The sequence below is a fragment of the Salmonella enterica subsp. diarizonae genome, assembly GCF_008692785.1.
Taxonomy (GTDB): domain Bacteria; phylum Pseudomonadota; class Gammaproteobacteria; order Enterobacterales; family Enterobacteriaceae; genus Salmonella; species Salmonella diarizonae.
In genome coordinates, this window is the sequence record NZ_VXJV01000001.1 from 429,009 (window position 1) to 453,189 (window position 24,181).

The 24,181-nt window shown below is 54.2% G+C and carries 22 protein-coding genes and 1 other RNA gene; 9 read left to right on the forward strand and 14 right to left on the reverse strand.

The genetic code is table 11. The features are described 5' to 3' along the window. Positions 1-20: 20 nt before the first annotated feature. The gene (gene xerD / locus F4V72_RS02070; RefSeq protein ID WP_136058016.1) at positions 21-917 is read right to left on the reverse strand and encodes a site-specific tyrosine recombinase XerD; all 897 of its coding nucleotides are present in this window, start codon (positions 915-917) and stop codon (positions 21-23) included. Positions 918-1,029: 112 nt separating this feature from the next. Here xerD and fldB point away from each other — a divergent pair, with 112 nt between their 5' ends. Continuing rightward, positions 1,030-1,551: a flavodoxin FldB gene (fldB, locus tag F4V72_RS02075; protein WP_001055884.1), complete on the forward strand. Its 522-nt coding sequence runs from the start codon at positions 1,030-1,032 to the stop codon at positions 1,549-1,551. Between the two features lie 51 nt (positions 1,552-1,602). Here fldB and F4V72_RS02080 read toward each other — a convergent pair whose 3' ends face one another. Together F4V72_RS02080 and sdhE are read right to left on the reverse strand one after the other, a co-directional pair. Then, on the reverse strand, positions 1,603-2,016 hold the full coding sequence (locus F4V72_RS02080; RefSeq protein ID WP_023249207.1) for a protein YgfX: 414 nt from the start codon (positions 2,014-2,016) through the stop codon (positions 1,603-1,605). Continuing rightward, positions 1,997-2,263: an FAD assembly factor SdhE gene (gene sdhE, locus F4V72_RS02085; RefSeq protein ID WP_000351186.1), complete on the reverse strand. Its 267-nt coding sequence runs from the start codon at positions 2,261-2,263 to the stop codon at positions 1,997-1,999. Before sdhE ends, F4V72_RS02080 begins: the two co-directional genes overlap by 20 nt. A gap of 252 nt (positions 2,264-2,515) precedes the next feature. Between sdhE and ygfZ the strand changes: the two genes are divergently transcribed. Continuing rightward, entirely contained in the window at positions 2,516-3,496 is a 981-nt protein-coding gene (ygfZ, locus tag F4V72_RS02095) for a tRNA-modifying protein YgfZ (protein WP_023249206.1), read from the forward strand. 100 nt (positions 3,497-3,596) lie between these two features. Here the strand turns inward: ygfZ and trhA are convergent, their stop codons facing one another. Beyond that, positions 3,597-4,256 (reverse strand): PAQR family membrane homeostasis protein TrhA, encoded by a 660-nt coding sequence (trhA, locus tag F4V72_RS02100; protein ID WP_023249205.1) that lies wholly within the window; start codon positions 4,254-4,256, stop codon positions 3,597-3,599. A 163-nt stretch (positions 4,257-4,419) separates the two neighbouring features. Next, on the reverse strand, positions 4,420-4,731 hold the full coding sequence (gene yqfB, locus F4V72_RS02105; protein ID WP_136058015.1) for a N(4)-acetylcytidine aminohydrolase: 312 nt from the start codon (positions 4,729-4,731) through the stop codon (positions 4,420-4,422). A 157-nt stretch (positions 4,732-4,888) separates the two neighbouring features. On the opposite strand from yqfB, the gene bglA reads away from it, so the two are divergent. Continuing rightward, positions 4,889-6,322: a 6-phospho-beta-glucosidase BglA gene (bglA, locus tag F4V72_RS02110; RefSeq protein ID WP_070802113.1), complete on the forward strand. Its 1,434-nt coding sequence runs from the start codon at positions 4,889-4,891 to the stop codon at positions 6,320-6,322. A 64-nt stretch (positions 6,323-6,386) separates the two neighbouring features. Here the strand turns inward: bglA and gcvP are convergent, their stop codons facing one another. From gcvP to F4V72_RS02145, 7 genes are all read right to left on the reverse strand, one after another. Beyond that, positions 6,387-9,260, reverse strand: coding sequence for an aminomethyl-transferring glycine dehydrogenase (gene gcvP / locus F4V72_RS02115; protein WP_136058014.1), 2,874 nt, complete (start codon positions 9,258-9,260; stop codon positions 6,387-6,389). Positions 9,261-9,547: 287 nt separating this feature from the next. Next, positions 9,548-9,937, reverse strand: coding sequence for a glycine cleavage system protein GcvH (gene gcvH / locus F4V72_RS02120; RefSeq protein WP_053508125.1), 390 nt, complete (start codon positions 9,935-9,937; stop codon positions 9,548-9,550). Between the two features lie 25 nt (positions 9,938-9,962). Then, positions 9,963-11,057, reverse strand: a complete 1,095-nt coding sequence (gene gcvT / locus F4V72_RS02125) for a glycine cleavage system aminomethyltransferase GcvT (RefSeq protein WP_136058013.1) — start codon at positions 11,055-11,057, stop codon at positions 9,963-9,965. Between the two features lie 454 nt (positions 11,058-11,511). After that, on the reverse strand, positions 11,512-12,714 hold the full coding sequence (gene ubiI / locus F4V72_RS02130; RefSeq protein WP_058114565.1) for an FAD-dependent 2-octaprenylphenol hydroxylase: 1,203 nt from the start codon (positions 12,712-12,714) through the stop codon (positions 11,512-11,514). 97 nt (positions 12,715-12,811) lie between these two features. After that, complete coding sequence (ubiH, locus tag F4V72_RS02135; RefSeq protein ID WP_136058012.1) at positions 12,812-13,990, reverse strand: 2-octaprenyl-6-methoxyphenyl hydroxylase; 1,179 nt, start codon at positions 13,988-13,990, stop codon at positions 12,812-12,814. Then, a complete protein-coding gene (gene pepP, locus F4V72_RS02140) occupies positions 13,987-15,303 on the reverse strand; it encodes a Xaa-Pro aminopeptidase (protein ID WP_088759674.1) in 1,317 nt (438 codons plus the stop codon). The genes ubiH and pepP overlap by 4 nt, the downstream gene beginning before the upstream one ends. A gap of 25 nt (positions 15,304-15,328) precedes the next feature. Continuing rightward, positions 15,329-15,907 carry a YecA family protein gene (locus F4V72_RS02145; RefSeq protein WP_000027236.1) on the reverse strand — a complete coding sequence of 193 codons (579 nt, stop codon included), beginning with the start codon at positions 15,905-15,907 and terminating at the stop codon, positions 15,329-15,331. 166 nt (positions 15,908-16,073) lie between these two features. On the opposite strand from F4V72_RS02145, the gene zapA reads away from it, so the two are divergent. The 3 genes from zapA (at position 16,074) to F4V72_RS02160 (ending at position 17,263) form a co-directional block, all read left to right on the forward strand. Beyond that, the gene (gene zapA, locus F4V72_RS02150) at positions 16,074-16,403 is read left to right on the forward strand and encodes a cell division protein ZapA (protein ID WP_001276011.1); all 330 of its coding nucleotides are present in this window, start codon (positions 16,074-16,076) and stop codon (positions 16,401-16,403) included. 41 nt (positions 16,404-16,444) lie between these two features. Beyond that, a non-coding RNA gene (ssrS, locus tag F4V72_RS02155) (6S RNA) lies at positions 16,445-16,628 on the forward strand. 20 nt (positions 16,629-16,648) lie between these two features. Continuing rightward, positions 16,649-17,263 (forward strand): 5-formyltetrahydrofolate cyclo-ligase, encoded by a 615-nt coding sequence (locus F4V72_RS02160; protein ID WP_053508132.1) that lies wholly within the window; start codon positions 16,649-16,651, stop codon positions 17,261-17,263. A 362-nt stretch (positions 17,264-17,625) separates the two neighbouring features. Here the strand turns inward: F4V72_RS02160 and serA are convergent, their stop codons facing one another. Next, positions 17,626-18,858, reverse strand: a complete 1,233-nt coding sequence (gene serA / locus F4V72_RS02165; RefSeq protein ID WP_136058011.1) for a phosphoglycerate dehydrogenase — start codon at positions 18,856-18,858, stop codon at positions 17,626-17,628. A 265-nt stretch (positions 18,859-19,123) separates the two neighbouring features. Continuing rightward, positions 19,124-19,783, reverse strand: coding sequence for a ribose-5-phosphate isomerase RpiA (gene rpiA / locus F4V72_RS02170; protein WP_000189739.1), 660 nt, complete (start codon positions 19,781-19,783; stop codon positions 19,124-19,126). Positions 19,784-19,936: 153 nt separating this feature from the next. On the opposite strand from rpiA, the gene argP reads away from it, so the two are divergent. The 3 genes from argP (at position 19,937) to meaB (ending at position 24,179) form a co-directional block, all read left to right on the forward strand. After that, positions 19,937-20,830 (forward strand): DNA-binding transcriptional regulator ArgP, encoded by an 894-nt coding sequence (gene argP, locus F4V72_RS02175; protein ID WP_000828345.1) that lies wholly within the window; start codon positions 19,937-19,939, stop codon positions 20,828-20,830. A 216-nt stretch (positions 20,831-21,046) separates the two neighbouring features. Then, positions 21,047-23,191 carry a methylmalonyl-CoA mutase gene (scpA, locus tag F4V72_RS02185; protein WP_136058009.1) on the forward strand — a complete coding sequence of 715 codons (2,145 nt, stop codon included), beginning with the start codon at positions 21,047-21,049 and terminating at the stop codon, positions 23,189-23,191. Next, on the forward strand, positions 23,184-24,179 hold the full coding sequence (meaB, locus tag F4V72_RS02190) for a methylmalonyl Co-A mutase-associated GTPase MeaB (RefSeq protein WP_023247139.1): 996 nt from the start codon (positions 23,184-23,186) through the stop codon (positions 24,177-24,179). Before scpA ends, meaB begins: the two co-directional genes overlap by 8 nt. The last annotated feature ends 2 nt before the right edge of the window (positions 24,180-24,181 follow it).

A 24,181-nucleotide genomic window follows, 5' to 3' on the forward strand; every position in this document is an offset into this window, starting at 1 on the left:
CTATCCTTTCCTGTCAGCACTCATGCCCGCGGATGGTGCTGTTGATGAAGTTGACGTAAACGCTCCGTTGCGACATGCGTATAAATTTGTGTCGTCGAAAGATCGCTATGTCCAAGTAGCATTTGTACAACGCGCAAGTCGGCGCCGTGATTCAGCAAATGCGTGGCAAAAGCGTGACGTAAAACGTGCGGCGACAGTTTTTCGCTATCAATTCCAGCCAGTACCGCATAATGTTTAATACGGTGCCAGAAGGTCTGCCGTGTCATCTGCTGCGCACGCTGGCTGGGGAACAATACGTCAATCGATACGCCATTGAGTAACCAGGGACGCCCATGCTCCAGATACGTCTCCAGCCAATACACCGCCTCTTCGCCTAACGGCACCAACCGCTCTTTATTGCCTTTACCGATAACCCGCACCACGCCCTGCCGCAGACTGATATCGCTCATTGTCAGCCCCACCAGTTCCGACACGCGCAAACCAGTGGCGTACAGCACTTCCAGCATAGCTTTATCGCGCAACTCCAAAGGTTGATCAATAAGCGGCGCCTGTAAGAGTCGTTCAACCTGCGCCTCGCTAAGGTCTTTCGGTAAACGCTGCGGAAGCTTAGGCGAGGCCAACTGCGCGCTCGGGTCATCCTCACGATACTTTTCACGGTACAGATGCTGGAAAAAGCGCCGCATAGCGCTTAACAGGCGTGCGGAGCTGGTCGCTTTGTATCCGCCCTCCACCCGTTCAGCCAGCAGCGTTTGCAAATCATCAGCCTGCGCCGTCGCAAGCGTTTTTCCGCGATGATGCAACCACGCAACGACCATCGAGAAATCGCGACGATACGCGCTTAATGTATTTTCCGCCAGATTTCGTTCCAGCCACAGGGCATCCAGAAACTGCTCAATACGCGCTAAATCCTGTTCCATTCGCGCCCCCTACTTCACGCTTACTTTTGGTGCATTATGCCTCATTGTGCCGTGAATGCAGCGATTCTGTTACACTACCCGCAACGCTATAGCAGAATCGAGATGTAACGTAATGAACATGGGTCTTTTTTACGGTTCCAGCACGTGCTACACCGAGATGGCCGCAGAGAAAATTCGCGATATCCTCGGCCCGGAGCTGGTGACATTACATAACCTCAAGGATGACGCGCCCGCCTTAATGGAGCAGTACGACGTGCTCATTTTAGGCATCCCCACCTGGGATTTTGGCGAAATCCAGGAGGACTGGGAAGCCGTCTGGGAGCAGTTAGACGATCTCAATCTGGAAGGCAAAATCGTTGCGCTTTACGGTATGGGCGACCAGCTCGGCTACGGTGAGTGGTTCCTGGATGCTCTGGGTATGTTGCATGACAAACTTGCCCTCAAAGGCGTTAAATTTGTCGGCTACTGGCCCACTGAAGGCTACGAATTTACCAGCAATAAACCGGTCATTGCGGATGGGCAACTGTTTGTCGGCCTGGCGCTGGATGAAACGAACCAGTACGATCTCAGCGATGAGCGTATACAGGCCTGGTGTGAACAAATTCTCGGCGAAATGGCCGAACACTACGCCTGAAGCCTTACCCCTGCATGCGCCTCCCGACGGAACCGGTTTTGTGCCGTTCCGTCAGTGTTGGCGCGATATTGGTTGCTGTAACATTATCCGACGCAACTCACGCCATTCCGCTGCTTCCATGCTATCCGCCGCCAGCCATAAATGCTGATGGTGCCCAGACTCAGCGCGTAAACGCAACACCATCCCGCTCCTCAGTAACCAGGGCGGACGCAAAAGCGTCCAGTCCTGCCCCTGCCAGCGTAAGCGCCCATCCATTAGCAGCTTGATTTCTCCCTGGCAGGTATTAATCCTGCGCTGGCTACGTACGCAGTCAAACACGACCAGCGACAGTAGCATCATCCACAATGGGGTATAACTCAGCGGCCAGGGCATCAATAAAATCACCGCGGCAACCAGCCCATGAATAAGCAACGAGATCCACTGAGCGCGCCATGAGACGCGTAATTCAGATTGCCACAGGACCACGTTCCCGATTCCGTGTCTGAATGAGTCGGACCATCTGTTCCAGTTCAGCGTCAGCCGGTTTACCGTGATTCATCAACCAGTTAAATAAATCCGGGTCATCACTCTGCAACAAACGGACAAAAATACGCTTTTCTTCGTCGCTTAAACTATCGTACTCATGTTCAAAAAACGGCATGATGGAAATATCAAGTTCGCGCATACCGCGACGACATGCCCAGTGAATACGTGCTTTATTGTGAATGTCCATGTTCTTCTTCCTGCCTCGCGAAAATGAAGTACCGGGCTATTGTAACGTGTTTTTGACGTTGTTTTACGGGAATCTCAGTAATCTGGAACGCGATCGCGAAATAAAAAGCAGGGAATCAATATGTTCACCCGTTTTGGATACCGCCTCGCAAAACGATCAATCCGCTCTCAATGGGCTATTTAAAGCACTTGCAATGGGCTATGGCTCTTTTACCATTAACCATTATTGTTGCAGCTAACCAGGACATTAATTATGGCTTTTATCTCCTTTCCACCACGTCATCCCTCGGCGTCAGCCCGCCTGCCGCTGACGCTGATCGCGCTTGACGACTGGGCGCTGGCGACCATTACCGGCGTAGACAGTGAAAAGTATATTCAGGGCCAGGTCACCGCTGACGTAAGCCAGATGACTGAACAGCAACACCTTCTCACCGCCCACTGCGATGCTAAAGGTAAGATGTGGAGCAATCTGCGTCTGTTTCGCGAGCGCGACGGTTTCGCCTGGATTGAACGCCGTAGCGTGCGTGAAGCGCAATTAACGGAGCTGAAAAAATACGCCGTATTTTCCAAAGTGGTCATCGCGCCGGATGACGACCACGTATTGCTTGGCGTGGCGGGTTTTCAGGCTCGCGCGGCGCTGGCTAATGTCTTTAGCGTACTGCCCAATAGCGAAAATCAGGTGGTCAGAGACGGTGTGTCCACGCTGCTGTGGTTTGAACATCCTGCAGAACGATTCCTGCTTGTCACCGATGTCGCTACGGTAAACATGTTAACGGAGAAGTTGCACGGTGAAGCCGAACTGAATAACAGCCAACAGTGGTTGGCGTTGGATATTGAAGCAGGCATTCCGGTGATTGACGCAGCGAACAGCGGTCAGTTTATCCCCCAGGCGACTAACCTACAGGCGCTGGGCGGCATCAGCTTCAAGAAAGGCTGCTACACCGGGCAGGAGATGGTCGCGCGGGCAAAATTCCGCGGCGCCAATAAACGCGCGCTTTGGTCGCTGGCGGGCAAAGCCAGCCGGGTACCGGAAGCAGGAGAAGATCTGGAGCTACAGATGGGCGAGAACTGGCGTCGTACTGGCGCTATTCTGGCTGCGACGCAGTTGGACGATGGTCAGTTACTGGTTCAGGCCGTCATGAATAACGATTTAGAGGCCGAAAGCGTCTTCCGCGTTCGCGACGATGCCAACACCCTGCATATCGTCCCGCTCCCCTACTCGCTGGAAGAGTGATATCGCGTTAAAAACCGGATAGCCTGATGGCGCTGCGCTATCAGGCCCGCACGCGCTGTTGCCGTAGGCCAGATAAGGCGCTTGCGCCGGCATCACGACATTACGCCTGCCCCACATACAAATAGATGGCCAGGAAATGGCACACGCTGCCGCCCAGTACAAAACCATGCCAGATAGCGTGGTTATAAGGTATGCGTTTGCAAACATAGAAAATCACGCCCAGCGAATAAACGACACCGCCTACCGCCAGCAGCGTCACGCCGCCTATCGCCAGCTTAATCGCCAGTTGATAAACCACAATCAGCGATAGCCAGCCCATTGCCAGATACGTAACCAGTGAAAGCACTTTAAACCGGTGCGCAATTGTCAACTTGAAGAGGATACCGAGTAGCGCCAGGCTCCAGATCACAATCATCAACCCGCGCGCCAGCGGCGAATCCAGACCTACCAGCAGAAATGGCGTATAGGTTCCGGCAATGAGCAGATAGATAGCGCAGTGATCAAATTTCTTTAACCAGATTTTTGCCCGCTGATGAGGAATGGCATGATAAAGCGTTGAGGCAAGAAAAAGCAGGATCATGCTCCCGCCATATAAACTGTAGCTGGCGATAGCCGTCATACCAGCATTCGCCTCTACCGCCTGAACCAACAACAGCACCAGGCCGACAATACCAAATACCAATCCAATGCCGTGGCTAATACTGTTGGCGATTTCCTCAGCCAGCGAATAACCCTGCGCCATTAATGGTTTTTGCCCCATAACTTACTCCGGAGAAACGTTCATAATGATGAACTGCGCCTCTAGCGTAACTGAGAATAGTTCCAGTGAACACATGTTAGCTAAAATAAATCCGTAAAATTATATTTTTATTATTATTCAACGTGTTAAATTGAAAAATTCAACTAACAAGCGTTCAGCTTTATTAAAGACATTTAAAATCAATCACATAAAATTGCGTCTGGTTGGGATAGATTTCAGCAATTACACGCTTCAGCTCATCAAGAGACATATTTTCCTGTTGTGCATGTTTTTCGTTCAGCGAATCCAGCGTCACAGTCGACGTTCCTGTCACTTCGATTGTGCAAAAATAGCCATCATCTTCGAATCGCCCCACGCGTAGCACATCGCCTGCTTTAAAGTGGGACTCGGAGGCATCACGAATAGTGATGGTTTTACGCCCTGCCAGAATGTCATTCTGGAAACGTTGAAAGAAAGTAATATCGTTTGGCTGCATGTGGTTATTCCCTGAATATGAACTCTTGAAGTGAATGTTGCGATCTGAGTGTGTTCTCGCCCCGACACGCGAGCATCCCAGAATTTTGCGTACGCTTTAAATACCATTTGGTGCAGAATGAATGATAACAGACCAGATAAATTGAGATTATACAACAATGAAAAAACTCACCTTGCCAAAAGATTTTTTATGGGGCGGCGCGGTTGCCGCACATCAGGTCGAAGGCGGCTGGAATCAAGGCGGTAAAGGCCCCAGTATCTGCGACGTGTTAACCGGCGGCGCACACGGCGTACCACGCGAAATCACCCAGGACGTCGTTCCTGGCAAATATTATCCGAACCACGAGGCGGTCGATTTTTACGGACATTACAAAGAAGACATCCGTCTTTTCGCCGAAATGGGGTTCAAATGCTTCCGTACCTCTATTGCCTGGACGCGTATCTTCCCGAATGGCGACGAATCCCAGCCAAACGAAGCCGGTCTGAAATTCTACGACGACATGTTTGATGAGTTGCTCAAATACAACATCGAACCGGTCATCACCCTTTCCCACTTTGAAATGCCGTTACATCTGGTACAGCACTACGGCGGCTGGACCAATCGTAAGGTCGTTGATTTCTTTGTCCGTTTTGCTGAAGTCGTGTTTGAACGCTACAAACATAAGGTCAAATACTGGATGACCTTCAATGAAATCAACAATCAGCGAAACTGGCGCGCGCCGCTATTTGGCTACTGCTGTTCCGGCGTGGTGTATACCGAGCATGAGAATCCAGAAGAAACCATGTATCAGGTCTTACATCATCAGTTTGTCGCCAGCGCGCTGGCGGTAAAAGCGGCACGTCGTATTAATCCGCAGATGAAAGTCGGCTGTATGCTGGCGATGGTCGCGCTGTACCCCTTCTCCTGTAAACCGGAAGATGTGATGTTTGCTCAGGAATCGATGCGCGAACGCTATGTCTTTACCGATGTCCAGCTACGCGGCTACTACCCAAGCTATGTGCTGAACGAATGGGAGCGTCGCGGTTTCAACATCAAGATGGAAGCAGGCGACGAAGCCATTTTGCGTGAAGGTACCTGCGACTATTTAGGCTTCAGCTACTACATGACCAACGCGGTCAAAGCCGAAGGCGGTAGCGGCGATGCGATTTCCGGCTTTGAAGGCAGCGTGCCTAACCCCTACGTCAAAGCCTCTGACTGGGGTTGGCAGATTGACCCGGTGGGCCTGCGTTATTCATTGTGTGAACTGTACGAACGCTATCAAAAGCCGCTATTTATCGTCGAAAACGGCTTTGGCGCATACGATAAGGTTGAAGAAGACGGCAGCATCAATGATGACTATCGCATTGACTATTTACGTGCTCATATTGAAGAGATGATGAAAGCAGTGACCTGGGATGGCGTAGATCTCATGGGTTACACGCCGTGGGGCTGTATCGACTGCGTTTCATTCACTACCGGACAGTACAGCAAGCGTTACGGCTTTATCTATGTGAACAAGCATGACGATGGTACTGGCGATATGTCACGTTCGCGTAAGAAAAGCTTCAACTGGTACAAAGAGGTGATCGCCAGCAACGGCGAGAAATTATAGTTGCGATTGCCGGGTGGCAGCTACGCCTTACCCGGCCTACAAAACTTTTTTACAGCGGTAGTAATTACTGGTATTCGCTCATCGGTACGCAGGAACAGAACAGATTCCGGTCGCCATACACGTCATCAAGGCGTTTCACGATCGGCCAGTACTTGTTCGCCACGCCCGCCGGGAAGACGGCAACCTCACGGCTGTAACCATGATTCCACTCCGCCGCCAGCTCATTTTGCGTGTGTGGCGCATTCACCAGCGGATTATCTTCCAGCGGCCACTCACCGGCTTTCACGCGCTCGATTTCCGCGCGAATCGCCAGCATCGCATTGATAAAGCGATCCAGCTCAGCCTTACCTTCAGATTCCGTCGGCTCTACCATCAGCGTGCCCGCGACCGGGAAAGACATGGTTGGCGCATGGAAACCGTAATCGATTAAGCGCTTGGCGATATCCAGCTCGCTAATGCCGGTCTCCTCTTTCAGCGGGCGAATATCAAGAATACATTCGTGCGCCACGCGGCCATCGCGACCGGTATACAGTACCGGATACGCGTCTTTCAGACGACTGGCGATATAGTTAGCATTCAGAATCGCCACCTGGCTCGCCTGTTTTAACCCCTCCGCGCCCATCATGCGGATATACATCCAGCTAATCGGCAGAATGGAGGCGCTGCCGAACGGCGCCGCAGACACTGCGCCCTGGCGAGTCAGCATTCCTTCAATTTGCACCACACTGTGACCCGGCACAAACGGCGCCAGATGCGCTTTCACGCCGATTGGTCCCATCCCCGGACCACCACCGCCGTGCGGAATACAGAAAGTTTTATGCAAATTGAGGTGCGAAACGTCTGCGCCAATAAAGCCCGGTGAGGTGATACCAACCTGAGCGTTCATGTTCGCGCCGTCAAGGTAAACCTGACCACCAAACTGATGAACGATGTCACACACGTCACGGATCGTTTCTTCATAGACGCCGTGCGTAGACGGATACGTCACCATGATGCAGGAGAGATTTTCGCCTGCCTGCTGCGCGTTGGCGCGCAAATCGTCAAGATCGATGTTACCGTTCTTATCGCATGCCACCACCACCACCTGCATTCCCGCCATCTGAGCGGATGCCGGGTTGGTGCCGTGGGCAGATGCCGGGATCAGGCAGATATCGCGATGCCCTTCGTTACGGCTTTCATGATAGTGACGAATCGCCAGCAGCCCCGCGTATTCCCCCTGCGCGCCGGAGTTCGGCTGCATACAGACAGCGTCGTACCCGGTGAGTTTCACCAGCCAGTCAGAAAGCTGGCTAATCATCTGATGATATCCTTCCGCCTGCTCCGGCGGGCAGAACGGATGCAATTCGGCAAATTCCGGCCAGGTAATAGGGATCATTTCAGCAGCGGCGTTCAGCTTCATGGTGCAGGAACCCAGCGGGATCATCGCCTGGTTCAGCGCCAGATCTTTACGCTCCAGCGAATGCATATAGCGCATCATTTCGGTTTCGCTGTGGTAACGGTTAAATACCGGATGCGTCAGAATCGCGTCATCGCGCAGCATACTTTGCTGAATGGAGCGGCTATCAAGCGCCACGTCTTTATCCAGCGTTTCAATGTTCAGGCCGTGGTCATCGCCCAACAGTACCGTAAACAGTTGCAGGACATGGTCGCGGGTAGTGGTTTCGTCCAGGGTGATGCCCACCGCGTTATGAATATCGCTGCGCAGATTGATCTCTGCTGCTTCAGCACGCGCCAGTACCGCAGCTTTATCGGCCACTTCCACACACAGCGTGTCGAAGTAGTGCGCGTGGCGCAGCTTCAGCCCTTTTTGTTGCAGGCCAGCCGCCAGAATATCGGTCAGGCGATGGATACGATTAGCGATGCGCTTCAGGCCGACCGGACCATGATAAACGGCATACAGACTGGCGATGTTAGCCAGCAGCACCTGCGAGGTACAAATGTTGGAGTTCGCTTTCTCACGACGGATATGCTGCTCGCGCGTCTGCATCGCCATGCGCAGCGCGGTGTTGCCCGCCGCGTCTTTTGAGACACCGATAATACGGCCTGGCATGGAGCGTTTGAATTCATCTTTGGCGGCAAAGAATGCCGCGTGCGGGCCACCGTAACCCATCGGTACGCCAAAACGTTGCGCAGAGCCAAAAACAATATCCGCGCCCTGTTTACCCGGCGCGGTGAGCAGCACTAACGCCATAAAATCGGCGGCGACGCTGACGATCACTTTACGGGCTTTGAGTTCGCTAACCAGCGCGCTGTAGTCGTGAATTTCGCCCGTGGTGCCTACCTGTTGTAACAGCACACCGAATACGTCCTGATGATCCAGCACTTTTGCCGCATCATCGACAATCACATCAAAGCCGAAGGTTTTGGCGCGGGTGCGGACGACATCCAAAGTTTGCGGATGGACATCAGAGGCGACAAAGAAACGGTTGGCATTTTTCAGTTTGCTGACGCGCTTTGCCATCGCCATCGCTTCAGCGGCGGCGGTCGCTTCATCCAGCAGCGAGGCGGAGGCCATGTCCAGTCCGGTCAGATCCAGCGTCACCTGTTGGAAGTTGAGCAGCGCTTCCAGACGCCCCTGAGAGACTTCCGGCTGATACGGCGTGTAGGCGGTATACCAGCCTGGATTTTCCAGCATGTTGCGCAGGATAACTGGCGGTAGCTGCACGGCGGTATAGCCCATACCAATGTACGACGTGAAGCGCTTGTTACGCCCGGCGATGGCTTTTAATTCCGCCAGTGCGGCATATTCGGTCGCCGCCTCGCCTACCTGCGGCGGGGTTGCGAGCTGAATGTCTTTCGGCACGATCTGGCCTGTCAGCGCGTTTAATGACTCGGCGCCGACGGTATTCAGCATCTCTTGCTGCTGCTCGGCGTCGGGTCCAATGTGGCGTTCAATGAAAGCGCCGCTGTTTTCAAGCTGGCTTAACGTCTGTGTCATGAGCGATGGTTCCTGAAACATGCAGTGAATCGTATTTGTCAGACTACGTTGCCCGGTGACGCTAGCGCTTACCGGGCCTGAGCATATAAAACGAATACGCAAAATCATTCGCGATGCAGGACGGCGGCGACGCAGAGAGTCCCCAGTAGCTTACATAAGTAAGTGACTGGGGTGAGCGAAGACAAACCGACTACGCCGGTTTGAACAGCGCTTGCGCTGGCCCCGAAGGGGCGAGGCCTCAGGCCGAGTAAAGCTAACGCGCCTGCAGCGTGAAGGATGAAGCGTATTTACTCGTCTTCGAGTAATGCTTCGTACGCGGTGGCATCCAGCAGAGACTCCAGCTCGCTTTCATTGCTGGCTTTGATTTTAAAGATCCAGCCGCCGGCATACGGTTCGCTGTTAACCAGCTCCGGGGAGTCGCTCAGCGCATCGTTTACCGCCACGATCTCGCCGCTTATCGGCGCATAAATGTCGGACGCCGCTTTTACGGACTCCGCCACGGCGCAGTCGTCGCCCGCGCTTACGGTCGCGCCGACTTCCGGCAAATCAACAAAAACCATATCGCCCAACAGCTCCTGAGCGTGTTCAGTAATGCCAACGGTGTAAGTGCCGTCCGCTTCTTTACGCAGCCATTCGTGTTCTTTGCTGTATTTCAGTTCTGCGGGTACGTTGCTCATCAATCAATCTCCAAAAAAGGATGAATCACGCGACGGCTTTGCCGTTACGCACAAAAACAGGTTTAGTCACTTTTACCGGCATTTCACGGTTACGAATTTGTACAATCGCCGTCTCGCCGATGCCCGCCGGAACGCGCGCCAGCGCAATGCTGTAGCCCAACGTTGGGGAGAACGTCCCGCTGGTGATAATACCTTCTTGCTGATTGCCCTGCGCATCGGTAAAACGCACCGGCAGTTCATTACGCAATACGCCTTTCTCGGTCATCACCAGACCGACAAGCTGCTCATGGCCTTTTTCACGCTGCATCTCCAGCGCCTCACGGCCAATAAAGTCGCGATCCGTCGGTTCCCAGGCGATAGTCCAGCCCATGTTGGCCGCCAGCGGAGAGATACCTTCATCCATCTCCTGACCGTACAGGTTCATGCCTGCTTCCAGACGCAGCGTGTCGCGCGCGCCAAGACCGCACGGCTTCACGCCCGTCTCCACCAGCGCACGCCAGAAATCCGCCGCTTTTTCATTCGGCATGGCGATTTCATAGCCCGCTTCGCCGGTATAACCGGTGGTGGCGATAAACAAATCACCCGCCTGTACGCCGAAGAACGGCTTCATCCCTTCTACCGCGTTACGCTGCGCCTCGCTAAACAGCGTCGCCGCTTTTTCCTGCGCATTCGGCCCCTGTACCGCAATCAGCGACAGGTCGTCACGAACGCTGATGTCGATGGCATAAGGTTCAGCGTGTTGGGTAATCCAGGAGAGGTCTTTTTCGCGGGTGGCGGAGTTAACAACGAGACGGAAGAAATCTTCAGTGAAGTAGTAGACGATAAGGTCATCAATCACGCCGCCCGATGCGTTAAGCATACCGGAGTAGAGGGCTTTACCCGTCTTCGTTAGCTTCGCGACGTCGTTTGCCAGCAGATAACGCAAGAACTCCCGGGTGCGGCTGCCATGAAGATCGACAATGGTCATATGCGATACATCAAACATCCCGGCATCAGTGCGCACAGCGTGGTGTTCATCAAGCTGGGAACCGTAATGCAGGGGCATCATCCAGCCATGAAAATCGACCATGCGGGCGCCGCATAGCGTGTGTTGTTCGTACAAAGGCGTCTGTTGGGCCATCTTTTCCTCGTTGAATTAGCGGGGGCTAACAACCATTTTCATGGGAAATCTTCGCCACGAAACCTGACATCGACGCCCTTTTCCCTGCGCCGACGCAAACGTTCTCTTACTCCTGAACTTACCACCGAACCAGACGCTAAACCATAAGGCTGAATTTACCATCACATTAGCTTATGACTAAAAAACGCCAAAACCCCATCAGCACAAAAAACCACTATCACGATAAATGACCTCCATAAACAGCAAGCTGATACGATTTACCCCGACATGAATTAATATTAAATGCGGAAAAAATGTCGAAAATCGCGTTAGCTAAAAATGGTGACATTAGAAAATATAATGCGAAATAAGCGGTGAAATTAGATTATTTCAAATGAGGATAGCCCCCCGGCACGATAGCCGGGAAAGCAAAGTGTGACGGGTTTCAAACTCTTGCCGGCGTGCAGTCAAACGCTTAACGAAGCCATTGCGGAAGGTCGTTTAACCCCATCGCCTGGCGAAGCAGTTGGGGTTTGACGCCGGGGAGCGTATCGGCCAGTTTCAGCCCGATGTCGCGCAGCAATTTTTTTGCCGGGTTTTCTCCGGCAAACAGGTCACGAAAACCCTGCATCCCGGCCAGCATCATCGCCGCGCTATGTTTACGGCTACGCTCATAACGACGAAGATAAAGATGTTGGCCAATGTCTTTGCCCTGGCGCTGAAGACGGCGCAGATCGTCCACCAGTTCGGCCGCGTCCATAAAGCCGAGGTTGACGCCTTGCCCCGCCAGCGGATGGATGGTGTGTGCAGCATCGCCGACCAACGCCAGACGATGCGCGGCAAACTGGCGAGCATAGCGGCCCGTCAGAGGAAAGACCTGTCGTTCGCTTTCCACGCGGCATAAGCCCAGCCGATTATCGAAGGCGATAGTCAACGCCTGGTTAAACGCTTCGTCGCCGCTCTGTTGCATACGCTCCGCATCCTGCGGAGAAAGCGACCAGACAATGGAACACAGATGCGGATCGCTTAACGGCAAAAACGCCAGAATACCTTCACCATGAAACACCTGGCGAGCAACCGCGCCGTGCGGCTCTTCGGTGCGGATAGTCGCTACCAGCGCATGGTGTCGGTAGTCCCAGAAGGTTAAGGGAATATCCGCTTTGTTACGCAGCCAGGAGTTAGCGCCATCCGCGGCAATCACCAGACGCGCGGTTAACATCGCGCCGTCTTTTAAAGTCAGGAAGGCATCGTTCTCTCCCCAGGCGACCTGCTGTAACTCCGCTGGCGCCATTAAGGTGATATCCGCTGCTTGCTGCGCTTTTTGCCATAGTGCGTAGTGAATGACGCTGTTTTCAACAATATGCCCCAGATGGCTATATCCCATGCTTGCGTCATCAAACGTAATACGGCCAAAGCTGTCTTTATCCCAGACTTCCATACCGTGGTAGCAACTTGCCCGCCGCGCCACAATGTTTGACCATACGCCAAGACGGGTAAGCAGTTTTTCGCTGGCGGCATTAATCGCCGACACCCGAAGCTGAGGCGGCGCATCGTTCGCCAACGGCTGGGGGACAACGTGATCCAGTACCGCAACGCGCAAACCGCTCCCCTGCAAGCCGCAGGCGACAGCCAGTCCCACCATGCCTCCGCCAACTATTGCTACATCAACACTTTGCACTATTTACTCCTGGTAAAATGACGCCTTTCGTAGATCTGATAAGCGAAACGCCATCAGGGCTTGTACAGCGCCTGCCGGATGGCGGCTTACGGTTAACTTATCGCGCGACCCAGCCAAGCGTACGCTGTGCCAGCGCATCGCGCGCAGGTGGTAATAATTCCATCGCCATTAAACCAATATTGCGCCCAATAACCAGCGGCGCCCAACGATTTGCAAACAGATGGACCAGACTGTTCGTTACGCCAATCGTCGTATCCCGGTCAACCTGACGACGCTGCTGATAGCGCGATAACACGTGCCAGGCGCCAATATCCTCGCCCGCGTCCTGTGCCGCGACCAGCGTTTCCGCCAGACTCATGACATCGCGCAGACCGAGATTAAACCCTTGTCCTGCGATAGGATGCAACGTCTGCGCCGCATTTCCGACCATGACAGCCCGGTGAGTAAACGCTTTCGCCGCCGTAGTAAGGGCAAGCGGATACGCGCTGCGCTTACCCGCCTGAGTAATTCGCCCCAGACGCCAGCCGAACGCGGCCTGCAACGCATGACAGAACTGCGCGTCAGACCAGCTCAGCACCTCATCGCGCTGGTCGAGCGGGTGGCACCAAACCAGCGAACATCGGCCGTGCGACATCGGCAACATCGCCAGCGGGCCATGGGGGGTAAAACGTTCAAAGGCGCGTCCCTGATGCGGGATAGCGGTCGCGACATTCGCTATCACCGCTAACTGTTCGTAAGGCTCCTGAAGCCAGTCAACGCCGCAGGCTGACGCCAGCGCGGAGTGGGTACCGTCAGCCGCCACCAGAACGCTGCCAGCTATCACATTGCCGTTTTCCAGAGTGACGTTAACCTGCTGCTGAGTACGCGACACGCTGGCTACGCGCTCCGGGCAGTGCAGCGTAACGCCCGGCGCTTTACGCAAGAGCGCAAACAGACGCAGCCCGATATCATGCAGCTCCGCAACGTGACCCAACGCCGCCAGGCTGTAATCCTGCGCGTCGAGAGTCACAAATCCGGCATGGCCGCGATCGCTGACGTGTACGGTGTTGATTGCCGTTGCGCAATCGGAAATCGCCTGCCAGACGCCAATTCGCGCCAGTTGCTGACAAGTCCCCGCCGCCAGCGCGATCGCTCTGGCGTCAAAGCCGGGATGACCGTCGGCTTCAGGCGCTTTCGCTTCAATCAGATGTACCGGCAACGTCCCATGACTGAACTGAGAGATGGCCAGCGCCAGCGTCGCGCCTGCCATGCCGCCGCCAACGATAATGACGCTCATTGCTGCCGCGCCGCCGCCATTAACGCTTCAATGTCATCCGCCTTCTTCACAACGCCTGCGGTCAGGTTTTCATTACCGGTTTCGGTAATGACAATGTCATCTTCAATTCGAACGCCAATGCCGCGATACGCTTCCGGCACGTCGGCATCCGGCGCGATATAGAGGCCTGGCTCTACGGTCAGCACCATGCCCGGCTCCAGGATGCGGGAGCGATCCGGCCCATAAACGCCGACATCGTGAACATCCAGCCCCAACCAGTGGCTCAAGCCATGCATAAAGAAGGGACGATGCGCGTTTTCGGCAATCAGTTGATCAACCTCTCCTTGCAAAATCCCCAGCTTCACCAGCCCGGTTATCATGATGCGCACTACTTCGCCGGTCACCTCCTGAATAGAGGTACCAGGACGGAACAGTCGCAGGCTGGTCTCCAGCGATTCCAGAACGATGTCATAAATTTCACGCTGAGCTGGCGTAAATTTCCCGTTCACCGGGAAAGTACGCGTGATGTCACCCGCGTAACCTTTATATTCACAGCCCGCGTCGATAAGCACTAAATCGCCGTCGCGCATTTCACTTTCGTTTTCAGTGTAATGCAGGATACAGCCATTTTCGCCGCTGCCGACAATGGTGTTATAGGAGGGATAGCGCGCGCCGTGGCGATTAAATTCGTGGTGAATTTCACCCTCCAACTGATACTCAAACATCCCCGGACGGCATTTTTCCATCGCGCGGATATGCGCCAGCGCGCTAATTTTCCCGGCGCGGCGCATGAGCGCAATCTCTTCCGGCGATTTGAACAGGCGCATCTCATGGACGATAGGTCGCCAGTCAGTCATGGTGGCCGGCGCGGTCAGATTCTGGCGGGAGCCTTTACGCAGCTTCTCCAATGCAGCCAGAACAATCTCGTCGGCATACGCATATTCGCCCTGCGCGTGGTACACCACATCCAGACCGTTAAGCAATTGAAAGAGTTGCTGGTTGATTTCGCTAAACGCCAGCGCCCGGTCAACGCCCAGTTTTTCCGGCGCGGCATCCTGCCCTAAACGGCGACCAAACCAGATTTCCGCCGTCAGGTCGCGAACGCGGTTGAACAAAACGCTGTGGTTGTGGGTGTCATCACTCTTAATCAGTACCAGCACGGCCTCCGGTTCGTTAAAACCGGTGAAATACCAGAAGTCGCTACTCTGGCGATACGGATATTCACTGTCTGCGCTACGCGTCGCCTCCGGCGCGGCAAAGATCAGCGCGGCGCTGCCGGGCTGCATTTGCGCCAGTAATGCCTGGCGACGACGTTGGTATTCCTGCTGAGTCATGACATGGCCTCCATTTCGTTTTTTCTTAGTGTAGCGTCGGTTTACGCACTTCCGGCGCAGTCGGCTGTTGGCGCGTGAAAGTGTCATGACATAACAGCGCCGCAACACGGACATATTCGATAATCTCTTCGAGCGACATCTCCAGCTCTTCCTGATCTTCGCTCTCATCATAACCAAGCTGCGCAATATTACGCAGGTCGTCAATCGCTTCACCCGTTTCGCCGGTGACTTTATCAAGTTTAGGCTGCGTTACGCCGAGGCCAAGCAAAAAGTGGTTAACCCACCCGGCTAACGCATCCGCGCGATCAAACACGCTGACATCGTCGCCTTCAGGCAGATAAAGCTGAAAAAGAAAGCCGTCGTCTTCCAGCGCGTCGCTGGTCGCCGCGTGCATTTTGCGCAGCGCCTGAGCAAGCTCATGCCCGAAGGCCAAACCTTCGTTCGTCAGGTCGTGAAGCAGCGGCTGCCATGAGCTGTCGTTGTTGCCGCCGCAAATCATCCCGCTGATTAAACCATGCATTTCAGCCGGGGTCAGACCGGCCCCTTGTTGATTCAAAAACCGGTTCATTTCGTTGTAACCAGGCATTTCGTTCTGTATAGACATAAGCATTCGTCATCAAAGGGAGGATATTCATGGTATGCTACCACTTTGGACCCTGGTGAACCAGAAAAGGGCTTGTATCTTCACACCAGGGTAGCTATAGTGTCGCCCCTTCGCGGACCCTGGGTCTGGAGACGAAGGCAGCGCAGTCAATCAGCAGGAAGGTGGCATGTCTGCACAACCCGTCGATATCCAAATATTTGGCCGTTCACTGCGAGTGAATTGCCCGCCTGACCAAAGGGATGCGTTGAATCAGGCTGCGGACGATCTGAATCAGCGGTTGCAAGATCTGAAAGTTCGCACTAGAGTCACAAATACTGAGCAGTTGGTTTTCATTGCCGCATTGAATATCAGCTATGAGTTAACTCAGGAAAAAGCGAAGACCCGCGACTACGCGGCGAGCATGGAACAACGTATTCGGATGCTACAACAGACCATCGAACAGGCGTTGCTTGATCAGGGTCGCATAACCGAAAAAACGGGCCAAAACTTTGAATAACACTTTTCGCTTTACTATGGTAAAGTGATTGTGAAAACAGAATTTCTCTGAGATGTTTGCAAGCGGGCCAGTCCCCTGAGCCGATATTTCATACCACAAGAATGTGGCGCTCCGCGGTTGGTGAGCATGCTCGGTTCGTCCGAGAAGCCTTAAAACTGTGACGACACATTCACCTTGAACCAAGGGTTCAAGGGTTACAGCCTGCGGCGGCATCTCGGAGATTCCCCTTCTGACTGGCGACAGCCATGATGCAACTTCCTGAACTCTCTTTATCACGACAAGAAATCCGCCGAGTGATTCGGCAACGTCGCCGTGCGCTGACGCCAGAGCAGCAACGCCGCTTTGGTCAACAGGCCGCCGCCAGAATGCTCAGTTTTCCTCCTGTCGTGATGGCGCACACTGTCGCCGTGTTTCTCTCCTTTGACGGCGAACTCGACACCCAGCCGCTGATAGAACAGCTTTGGTTATCAGGAAAACGGGTTTACTTACCGGTACTGCATCCATTCAGCGCTGGTAATTTGCTGTTTTTGCATTACCATCCGCACAGCGAACTGGTAACCAATCGTCTGAAAATTCAGGAGCCTAAGCTGGATGTGCGCGACGTTTTACCGCTCTCCCAACTGGATGTGCTGGTGACGCCGTTAGTGGCGTTTGACGACGACGGACAGCGTCTGGGTATGGGTGGCGGTTTTTATGACCGTACGCTACAAAACTGGCAGTCTTATGGTTTGACACCGGTCGGCTATACGCACGATTGCCAGCGCGTCGAAAAACTGCCGGTTGAAGAGTGGGATATCCCTCTACCTGCGGTAGTGACGCCGTCAAAGGTGTGGACCTGGCAGGCCCATTCTCCTGATTGACAGCGTCGTTTTTTTGACCTAAATTCGTCGGTAAAGGGTGAGGGAGGCGAACCTCCCTCCTGCGTTTGTGCTGTTAATATGCTGGCGTAGCGATGATTAACAGTATCAGCAGTATGATGACGTACCTCATCATTGTCCCTTTCCTTTCATAGCTCCTGCTTCGGTAGGGGCCTTTCCGTTTCAGCCCAGTGCTGACCCCTATCGTAAGTTTCTTTTTCTCACACACAATGCACGGCAAAGCCTTTAATCACCCATTGCGGCCAAGCTCGAAAACAGAATGTATACGTTACAAAAGGTTCAACCAGGCAGGGAAACAGCGGAAAAGTTCGGGCAGACCGACGACCTGCCCGTGAAGGGTAAAATCAGTACAGCAGACGGGCGCGAATGGTGCCCGGAATCGCCTTCATCGCCAGCAGCGCTTTCTCCGCCACATCGCCATCGGCTTCTATATCAATCACCACATACCCCATTCGGGCGGAGGTTTGCAGATACTGCGCGGCAATATTAACGCCCTGCTCGGCAAAGATCTGGTTAAGCGCGGTCAATACGCCCGGACGGTTTTCATGAATGTGCATCAGACGACGACCGCCGTGCAGCGGCAGCGACACTTCCGGGAAGTTCACGGCGGAAAGCGTCGAGCCGTTATCCGAATACTTAATCAGTTTTCCTGCAACTTCCAGACCGATGTTTTCTTGCGCCTCCTGCGTCGAGCCGCCGATATGCGGCGTCAGGATCACGTTATCGAATTCGCACAGCGGAGAGGTAAACGGATCGCTATTAGTGGCCGGCTCCGTCGGGAAGACGTCGATAGCCGCCCCCGCCAGATGTTTCGTCGCCAGCGCGTCGCACAAAGCCAGGATGTCCACCACCGTACCGCGCGCGGCGTTAATCAGCAGCGAACCGGGCTTCATCAGGGCAATCTCTTTTGCGCCCATCATATTTTTGGTAGAGGCGTTTTCAGGTACATGCAGACTGACCACATCACTCATATTCAGCAATTCAGACAGGTGCTGTACCTGAGTTGCATTACCGAGCGGCAGTTTATTTTCAATATCATAGAAATAGACATGCATCCCCAGCGATTCCGCCAGAATGCCCAACTGCGTCCCGATATGGCCGTAACCGATAATGCCAAGCTTTTTGCCGCGCGCTTCGAACGATCCCGCCGCCAGTTTATTCCATACGCCGCGGTGCGCTTTGGCGTTCGCTTCCGGCACGCCGCGCAGCAGCAGCAATAGCTCGCCAATCACCAGCTCCGCCACGGAACGGGTATTCGAGAATGGCGCGTTAAAGACCGGAATACCGCGTTTTGCCGCCGCATTTAAATTCACCTGGTTGGTGCCGATGCAAAAACAGCCAATCGCCACCAGCTTCTCTGCGGCATTAATCACTTCCTCTGTCAGATGAGTACGGGATCGCAGACCGATGAAGTGGGCATCGCGGATGGACGCTTTCAACTGTTCAGCGTCCAGCGCGCCCTTGTGATATTCAATGTTGGTGTAACCTGCCGCACGAAGGCTTTCCAGCGCCTTTTGATGCACCCCTTCAACCAGCAGAAATTTAATTTTATCTTTCTCCAGCGATACCTTTGCCATTTCCCCGATCCTGTCTTTTTTGCCATCTGATGTTGTGTGTGGATTTGCATCCGTCCTTCAACATATCAAAAAAAATTATCGCGGCAATATGAACGTTTGCGCCAGCGTCCTGAAGGAATCGCATACAGCGGGAAATAGCAGATGAAAATGCCAGGAATAACTTTTTCTTTGGAGAGATCGGCAGGGCAAACGATTAAACGTGATACATGTCACCAAATTTGCCCTGACCGAATTTTTTACGCGGCAGGAAATGCGCCTTGCGGGATTATTTTACGATGGTTTTCACCCCGTCCGGCGTGCCAATCAGTGCAACATCGGCGCCACGGTTGGCGAACAGCCCCACGGTCACGACGCCCGGAATCGCGTTAATGGCATTTTCCAGCGCGATGGGATCAAGGATTTCCATACCATAAACATCCAGAATCACGTTGCCGTTATCCGTGACCACGCCCTGACGGTACTCCGGACGCCCGCCCAGCTTCACCAGTTGACGAGCGACCGCGCTGCGCGCCATCGGAATCACTTCGACCGGCAATGGGAATTTGCCAAGAATATCCACCTGTTTAGAGGCATCCGCAATACAGATAAATTTCTCCGCCACGGAAGCAATAATTTTCTCACGGGTTAATGCCGCGCCGCCGCCTTTGATCATCTGCATATGACCGTTGATTTCGTCCGCGCCGTCGACATAGATGCCCAGGCTATCCACTTCGTTGAGATCAAACACATGAATACCGAGGCCTTTGAGTTTTTCAGTCGAGGCGTCCGAGCTGGAGACCGCGCCTTCAATCTGGCCTTTCATTGTGCCCAGCGCATCAATAAAGTGTGCGGCCGTTGAGCCTGTACCAACGCCCACAATGGTGCCGGGCTGTACATACTGAAGTGCCGCCCATCCTACCGCTTTTTTCAGTTCATCCTGCGTCATAGATCGTTTCGCCTGTGGTGTGAAAATTCAGCCGCATTATAGAACATTGTCGGGAAAAATCTCCGTGTCCGTACACAGGCTACGGATTTCATCTGTACCGACGGCAAATTTATGTCATAGTGCGGAAAAAAATATCAGGAGCACGACACAACAATGAAACGTCCGGACTACAGAACACTACAGGCGCTGGATGCCGTTATACGTGAACGAGGATTCGAGCGCGCCGCCCAGAAACTGTGCATCACGCAATCCGCCGTCTCACAGCGCATAAAACAGCTTGAGAATATGTTCGGACAACCTTTGTTGGTGCGTACCGTTCCTCCTCGCCCCACGGAACAAGGGCAAAAATTACTGGCTCTGCTGCGTCAGGTTGAACTGCTGGAAGAAGAGTGGCTGGGCGATGAACAAACCGGTTCTACGCCGCTGCTGCTGTCGCTGGCGGTTAACGCCGACAGTCTGGCGACCTGGCTGCTTCCGGCGCTGGCGCCGGTGCTGGCGGACTCCCCTATCCGTCTCAATTTACAGGTGGAAGATGAAACGCGCACGCAAGAACGTCTGCGTCGCGGCGAGGTGGTGGGCGCGGTGAGTATCCAGCATCAGGCGCTGCCCAGTTGCCTGGTGGACAAACTGGGCGCGCTCGACTATCTGTTTGTCGCGTCAAAACCGTTTGCCGAGCGCTATTTCCCCAACGGCGTTACCCGTTCGTCCCTGCTGAAAGCGCCTGCCGTCGCGTTCGACCATCTGGATGATATGCATCAGGCCTTTTTGCAACAGAATTTCGATCTGCCGCCCGGCAGCGTGCCGTGCCATATCGTTAATTCATCCGAAGCTTTTGTACAGCTTGCGCGGCAGGGCACGACCTGCTGCATGATCCCTCACCTGCAGATTGAGAAAGAGCTGGAAAGCGGCGAGTTGATCAACTTAACGCCCGGTTTGCTACAACGCCGGATGCTTTACTGGCACCGTTTTGCCCCGGAAAGCCGGATGATGCGCAAAGTGACCGACGCGCTGCTGGAGTACGGGCACAAGGTGCTGCGTCAGGATTAGCCTTTCTTATTAATGCCGGATGGCGGCGTGAACGCCTTATCCGGCCTGCATGACCCATTATTCCCCCATCACTTCTTTGAAATTCATCACAAAATCATTACATTCAGGCGGCAAAAAACGACGCGCCGTTGGCTATTTTTTGCAGGCGACAAGGCGATTCAAAACGCTCACCGTATTAGCAAATCTTCATTTTCATTGCGTAATACGGAGCGAAAAATGGCTAATTTACAGGCGTGGCAAACGCTCGCCAATAAGGAGCTAAGCCGACGGGAAAAAACCGTCGAATCGTTGATACGGCAAACAGCGGAGGGCATTGCCGTTAAACCGCTGTATACCGAAGCCGATCTTGATAATCTGGAAGTCACCGGTACGCTGCCCGGCCTGCCGCCTTACGTGCGTGGTCCACGCGCCACCATGTACACCGCCCAGCCATGGACCATTCGTCAGTATGCCGGATTCTCCACCGCCAAAGAGTCCAACGCCTTTTATCGTCGCAACCTCGCCGCCGGGCAAAAAGGCCTTTCTGTCGCTTTTGATCTGGCGACCCACCGTGGTTATGACTCTGATAACCCGCGCGTGGCGGGCGATGTCGGTAAAGCCGGCGTGGCGATTGATACCGTCGAAGATATGAAAGTGCTGTTCGACCAGATCCCGCTGGATAAGATGTCAGTATCAATGACGATGAACGGCGCAGTATTGCCGATAATGGCGTTTTATATCGTCGCAGCGCAGGAGCAAGGCGTCGCGCCTGAACAGCTCACCGGGACAATACAAAACGACATTTTGAAAGAGTATCTGTGCCGTAACACCTATATCTATCCGCCAAAACCGTCCATGCGTATTATCGCCGACATCATCGCCTGGTGTTCCGGGAACATGCCGCGCTTTAACACTATCAGCATCAGCGGCTATCACATGGGCGAAGCTGGCGCGAACTGCGTGCAACAAGTGGCATTTACCCTGGCGGACGGTATCGAATACATTAAAGCCGCCCTTTCCGCCGGGCTGAAAATTGATGATTTCGCTCCGCGCCTGTCGTTCTTTTTCGGTATCGGTATGGACCTGTTTATGAACGTTGCCATGCTGCGCGCCGCACGCTATCTGTGGAGCGAAGCAGTGAGCGGTTTCGGCGCGACCAATCCCAAATCGCTGGCACTACGTACCCATTGCCAGACCTCCGGCTGGAGCCTGACCGAGCAAGACCCTTATAACAACGTCATTCGCACCACCATTGAAGCGCTCGGCGCCACGCTTGGCGGCACCCAGTCTCTGCATACTAACGCCTTTGATGAAGCGCTCGGCCTGCCGACCGACTTTTCGGCGCGTATCGCCCGTAATACGCAGATCATTATTCAGGAAGAGTCGGCGATCTGCCGCACCGTCGATCCGCTGGCGGGCTCATATTACGTCGAGTCACTCACCGATCAGATCGTCAAGCAAGCCAGAGCGATTATCAAACAGATCGACAAGGCGGGCGGCATGGCGAAGGCGATCGAGGCTGGATTACCGAAGCGGATGATCGAAGAAGCCTCCGCCCGCGAACAGTCGCTCATCGACCAGGGCGAACGCGTTATCGTCGGCGTCAACAAATACAAGCTGGAAAAAGAAGACGAAACGGCAGTACTGGAAATTGATAACGTGAAGGTGCGCAACGAGCAGATCGCCGCGCTGAAACGCATCCGCGCTACTCGCGATAACCGTGCGGTGAAAGCTGCTCTGGAAGCGCTGACTCACGCGGCGCAGCATCATGAAAACCTGCTGGCCGCCGCCGTCGAGGCCGCCTGCGTTCGCGCCACGCTGGGGGAAATCTCCGATGCTCTGGAAGCGGCGTTTGATCGCTATCTGGTGCCCAGCCAGTGCGTTACCGGCGTGATTGCGCAAAGCTATCATCAGTCCGATAAGTCTGCCGGTGAGTTTGATGCCATTGTTGCGCAAACTCAGCAATTTCTCGCTGACACAGGGCGCCGTCCGCGCATCCTGATCGCCAAAATGGGCCAGGACGGCCACGATCGCGGAGCAAAAGTGATCGCCAGCGCCTATTCCGATCTCGGTTTCGATGTCGATCTCAGCCCTATGTTCTCTACCCCAGACGAGATCGCCCGCCTGGCGGTGGAAAATGACGTTCATGTCATAGGCGCCTCATCGCTGGCAGCCGGTCATAAGACATTAATTCCGGAGCTGGTGGCAGCACTCAAAAAATGGGGCCGCGAAGACATCTGCGTGGTGGCGGGCGGCGTGATCCCGCCGCAGGACTACGCTTTCCTTAAAGCACATGGCGTGGCGGCAATTTATGGTCCCGGCACGCCGATGCTGGAGAGCGTACGCGATGTTCTGACCCGGATTAGTCAGCATCATGATTAACGATACCACGCTGATAGACGCCGTCACGCGCCTGCGTCAAGGCGATCGCGCCACGCTCGCGCAAGCGATGACGCTGATAGAAAGCAGCCATCCTCGTCATCAGGAACTTAGCGCGCGCCTGCTGGATGCCATTATGCCTTTTACCGGTAACGCTCTGCGGCTGGGGATCACCGGAACGCCAGGCGCCGGAAAAAGCACATTTCTGGAAGCCTTCGGCATGTTATTGATTCGCCAGAACTTACGCGTGGCAGTTATTGCCGTCGATCCCAGCAGCCCGGTAAGCGGCGGCAGTATTCTCGGCGATAAAACCCGAATGACAGCGCTTTCGCGATCGGACGCGGCGTTTATTCGTCCCGTCCCTTCCGGCGGACATCTGGGCGGTGCCTGTCTGCGCGCGCGAGAGCTGATACTGCTGTGCGAAGCGGCAGGCTATGACATCGTCATCGTCGAAACCGTAGGCGTTGGCCAGTCGGAAACGGAAGTCGCCAATATGGTGGACTGTTTTATTGCGCTACAGATCGCCGGTGGCGGCGATGATCTGCAGGGGATTAAAAAAGGCATTATGGAGGTGGCGGATCTGATCGTCATTAATAAGGATGATGGCGATAATCGCGGCAATGTGGCTATCGCCCGCCATATGTATGAAAGCGCGCTGCATATCCTGCGCCGCAAGTATGCCGAATGGCAGCCGCAGGTTCTAACCTGTAGCGCCCTGCAAAATCGCGGAGTCGACCAGGTATGGCAAACCCTCTGTGATTTCCGCTCTACCCTTGCCGCCAGCGGCCGTCTGGAGCAGGTACGCCGTCAGCAGGCGCTTCACTGGTTACAGCAACAAACGAAAGAACAGACGTTGCATATGCTGTTTGCCCGCCCCGATTTTGCGCGCTATTTCCAGCACACGTTGCAGGCTGTGAAAAGCAACGATCTTTCACCGCGCACCGGTCTGCGGCGCATTAGCGAATTTCTACAGAATCATTACTTTCAATAAAG

Bases quoted from the DNA above. Each gene is read 5' to 3' on its own strand.
- xerD (WP_136058016.1), bottom strand. From the start codon at position 917: ATGGAACAGGATTTAGCGCGTATTGAGCAGTTTCTGGATGCCCTGTGG.
- ubiH (WP_136058012.1), bottom strand. From the start codon at position 13,990: ATGAGCGTCATTATCGTTGGCGGCGGCATGGCAGGCGCGACGCTGGCG.
- scpA (WP_136058009.1), top strand. From the start codon at position 21,047: ATGGCTAATTTACAGGCGTGGCAAACGCTCGCCAATAAGGAGCTAAGC.
- fldB (WP_001055884.1), top strand. From the start codon at position 1,030: ATGAACATGGGTCTTTTTTACGGTTCCAGCACGTGCTACACCGAGATG.
- F4V72_RS02145 (WP_000027236.1), bottom strand. From the start codon at position 15,907: ATGTCTATACAGAACGAAATGCCTGGTTACAACGAAATGAACCGGTTT.
- trhA (WP_023249205.1), bottom strand. From the start codon at position 4,256: ATGGGGCAAAAACCATTAATGGCGCAGGGTTATTCGCTGGCTGAGGAA.
- gcvT (WP_136058013.1), bottom strand. From the start codon at position 11,057: ATGGCCCAACAGACGCCTTTGTACGAACAACACACGCTATGCGGCGCC.
- F4V72_RS02160 (WP_053508132.1), top strand. From the start codon at position 16,649: ATGATGCAACTTCCTGAACTCTCTTTATCACGACAAGAAATCCGCCGA.
- meaB (WP_023247139.1), top strand. From the start codon at position 23,184: ATGATTAACGATACCACGCTGATAGACGCCGTCACGCGCCTGCGTCAA.
- serA (WP_136058011.1), bottom strand. From the start codon at position 18,858: ATGGCAAAGGTATCGCTGGAGAAAGATAAAATTAAATTTCTGCTGGTT.
- sdhE (WP_000351186.1), bottom strand. From the start codon at position 2,263: ATGGACATTCACAATAAAGCACGTATTCACTGGGCATGTCGTCGCGGT.
- argP (WP_000828345.1), top strand. From the start codon at position 19,937: ATGAAACGTCCGGACTACAGAACACTACAGGCGCTGGATGCCGTTATA.
- zapA (WP_001276011.1), top strand. From the start codon at position 16,074: ATGTCTGCACAACCCGTCGATATCCAAATATTTGGCCGTTCACTGCGA.
- yqfB (WP_136058015.1), bottom strand. From the start codon at position 4,731: ATGCAGCCAAACGATATTACTTTCTTTCAACGTTTCCAGAATGACATT.
- bglA (WP_070802113.1), top strand. From the start codon at position 4,889: ATGAAAAAACTCACCTTGCCAAAAGATTTTTTATGGGGCGGCGCGGTT.
- ygfZ (WP_023249206.1), top strand. From the start codon at position 2,516: ATGGCTTTTATCTCCTTTCCACCACGTCATCCCTCGGCGTCAGCCCGC.
- gcvP (WP_136058014.1), bottom strand. From the start codon at position 9,260: ATGACACAGACGTTAAGCCAGCTTGAAAACAGCGGCGCTTTCATTGAA.
- gcvH (WP_053508125.1), bottom strand. From the start codon at position 9,937: ATGAGCAACGTACCCGCAGAACTGAAATACAGCAAAGAACACGAATGG.
- rpiA (WP_000189739.1), bottom strand. From the start codon at position 19,783: ATGACGCAGGATGAACTGAAAAAAGCGGTAGGATGGGCGGCACTTCAG.
- pepP (WP_088759674.1), bottom strand. From the start codon at position 15,303: ATGACTCAGCAGGAATACCAACGTCGTCGCCAGGCATTACTGGCGCAA.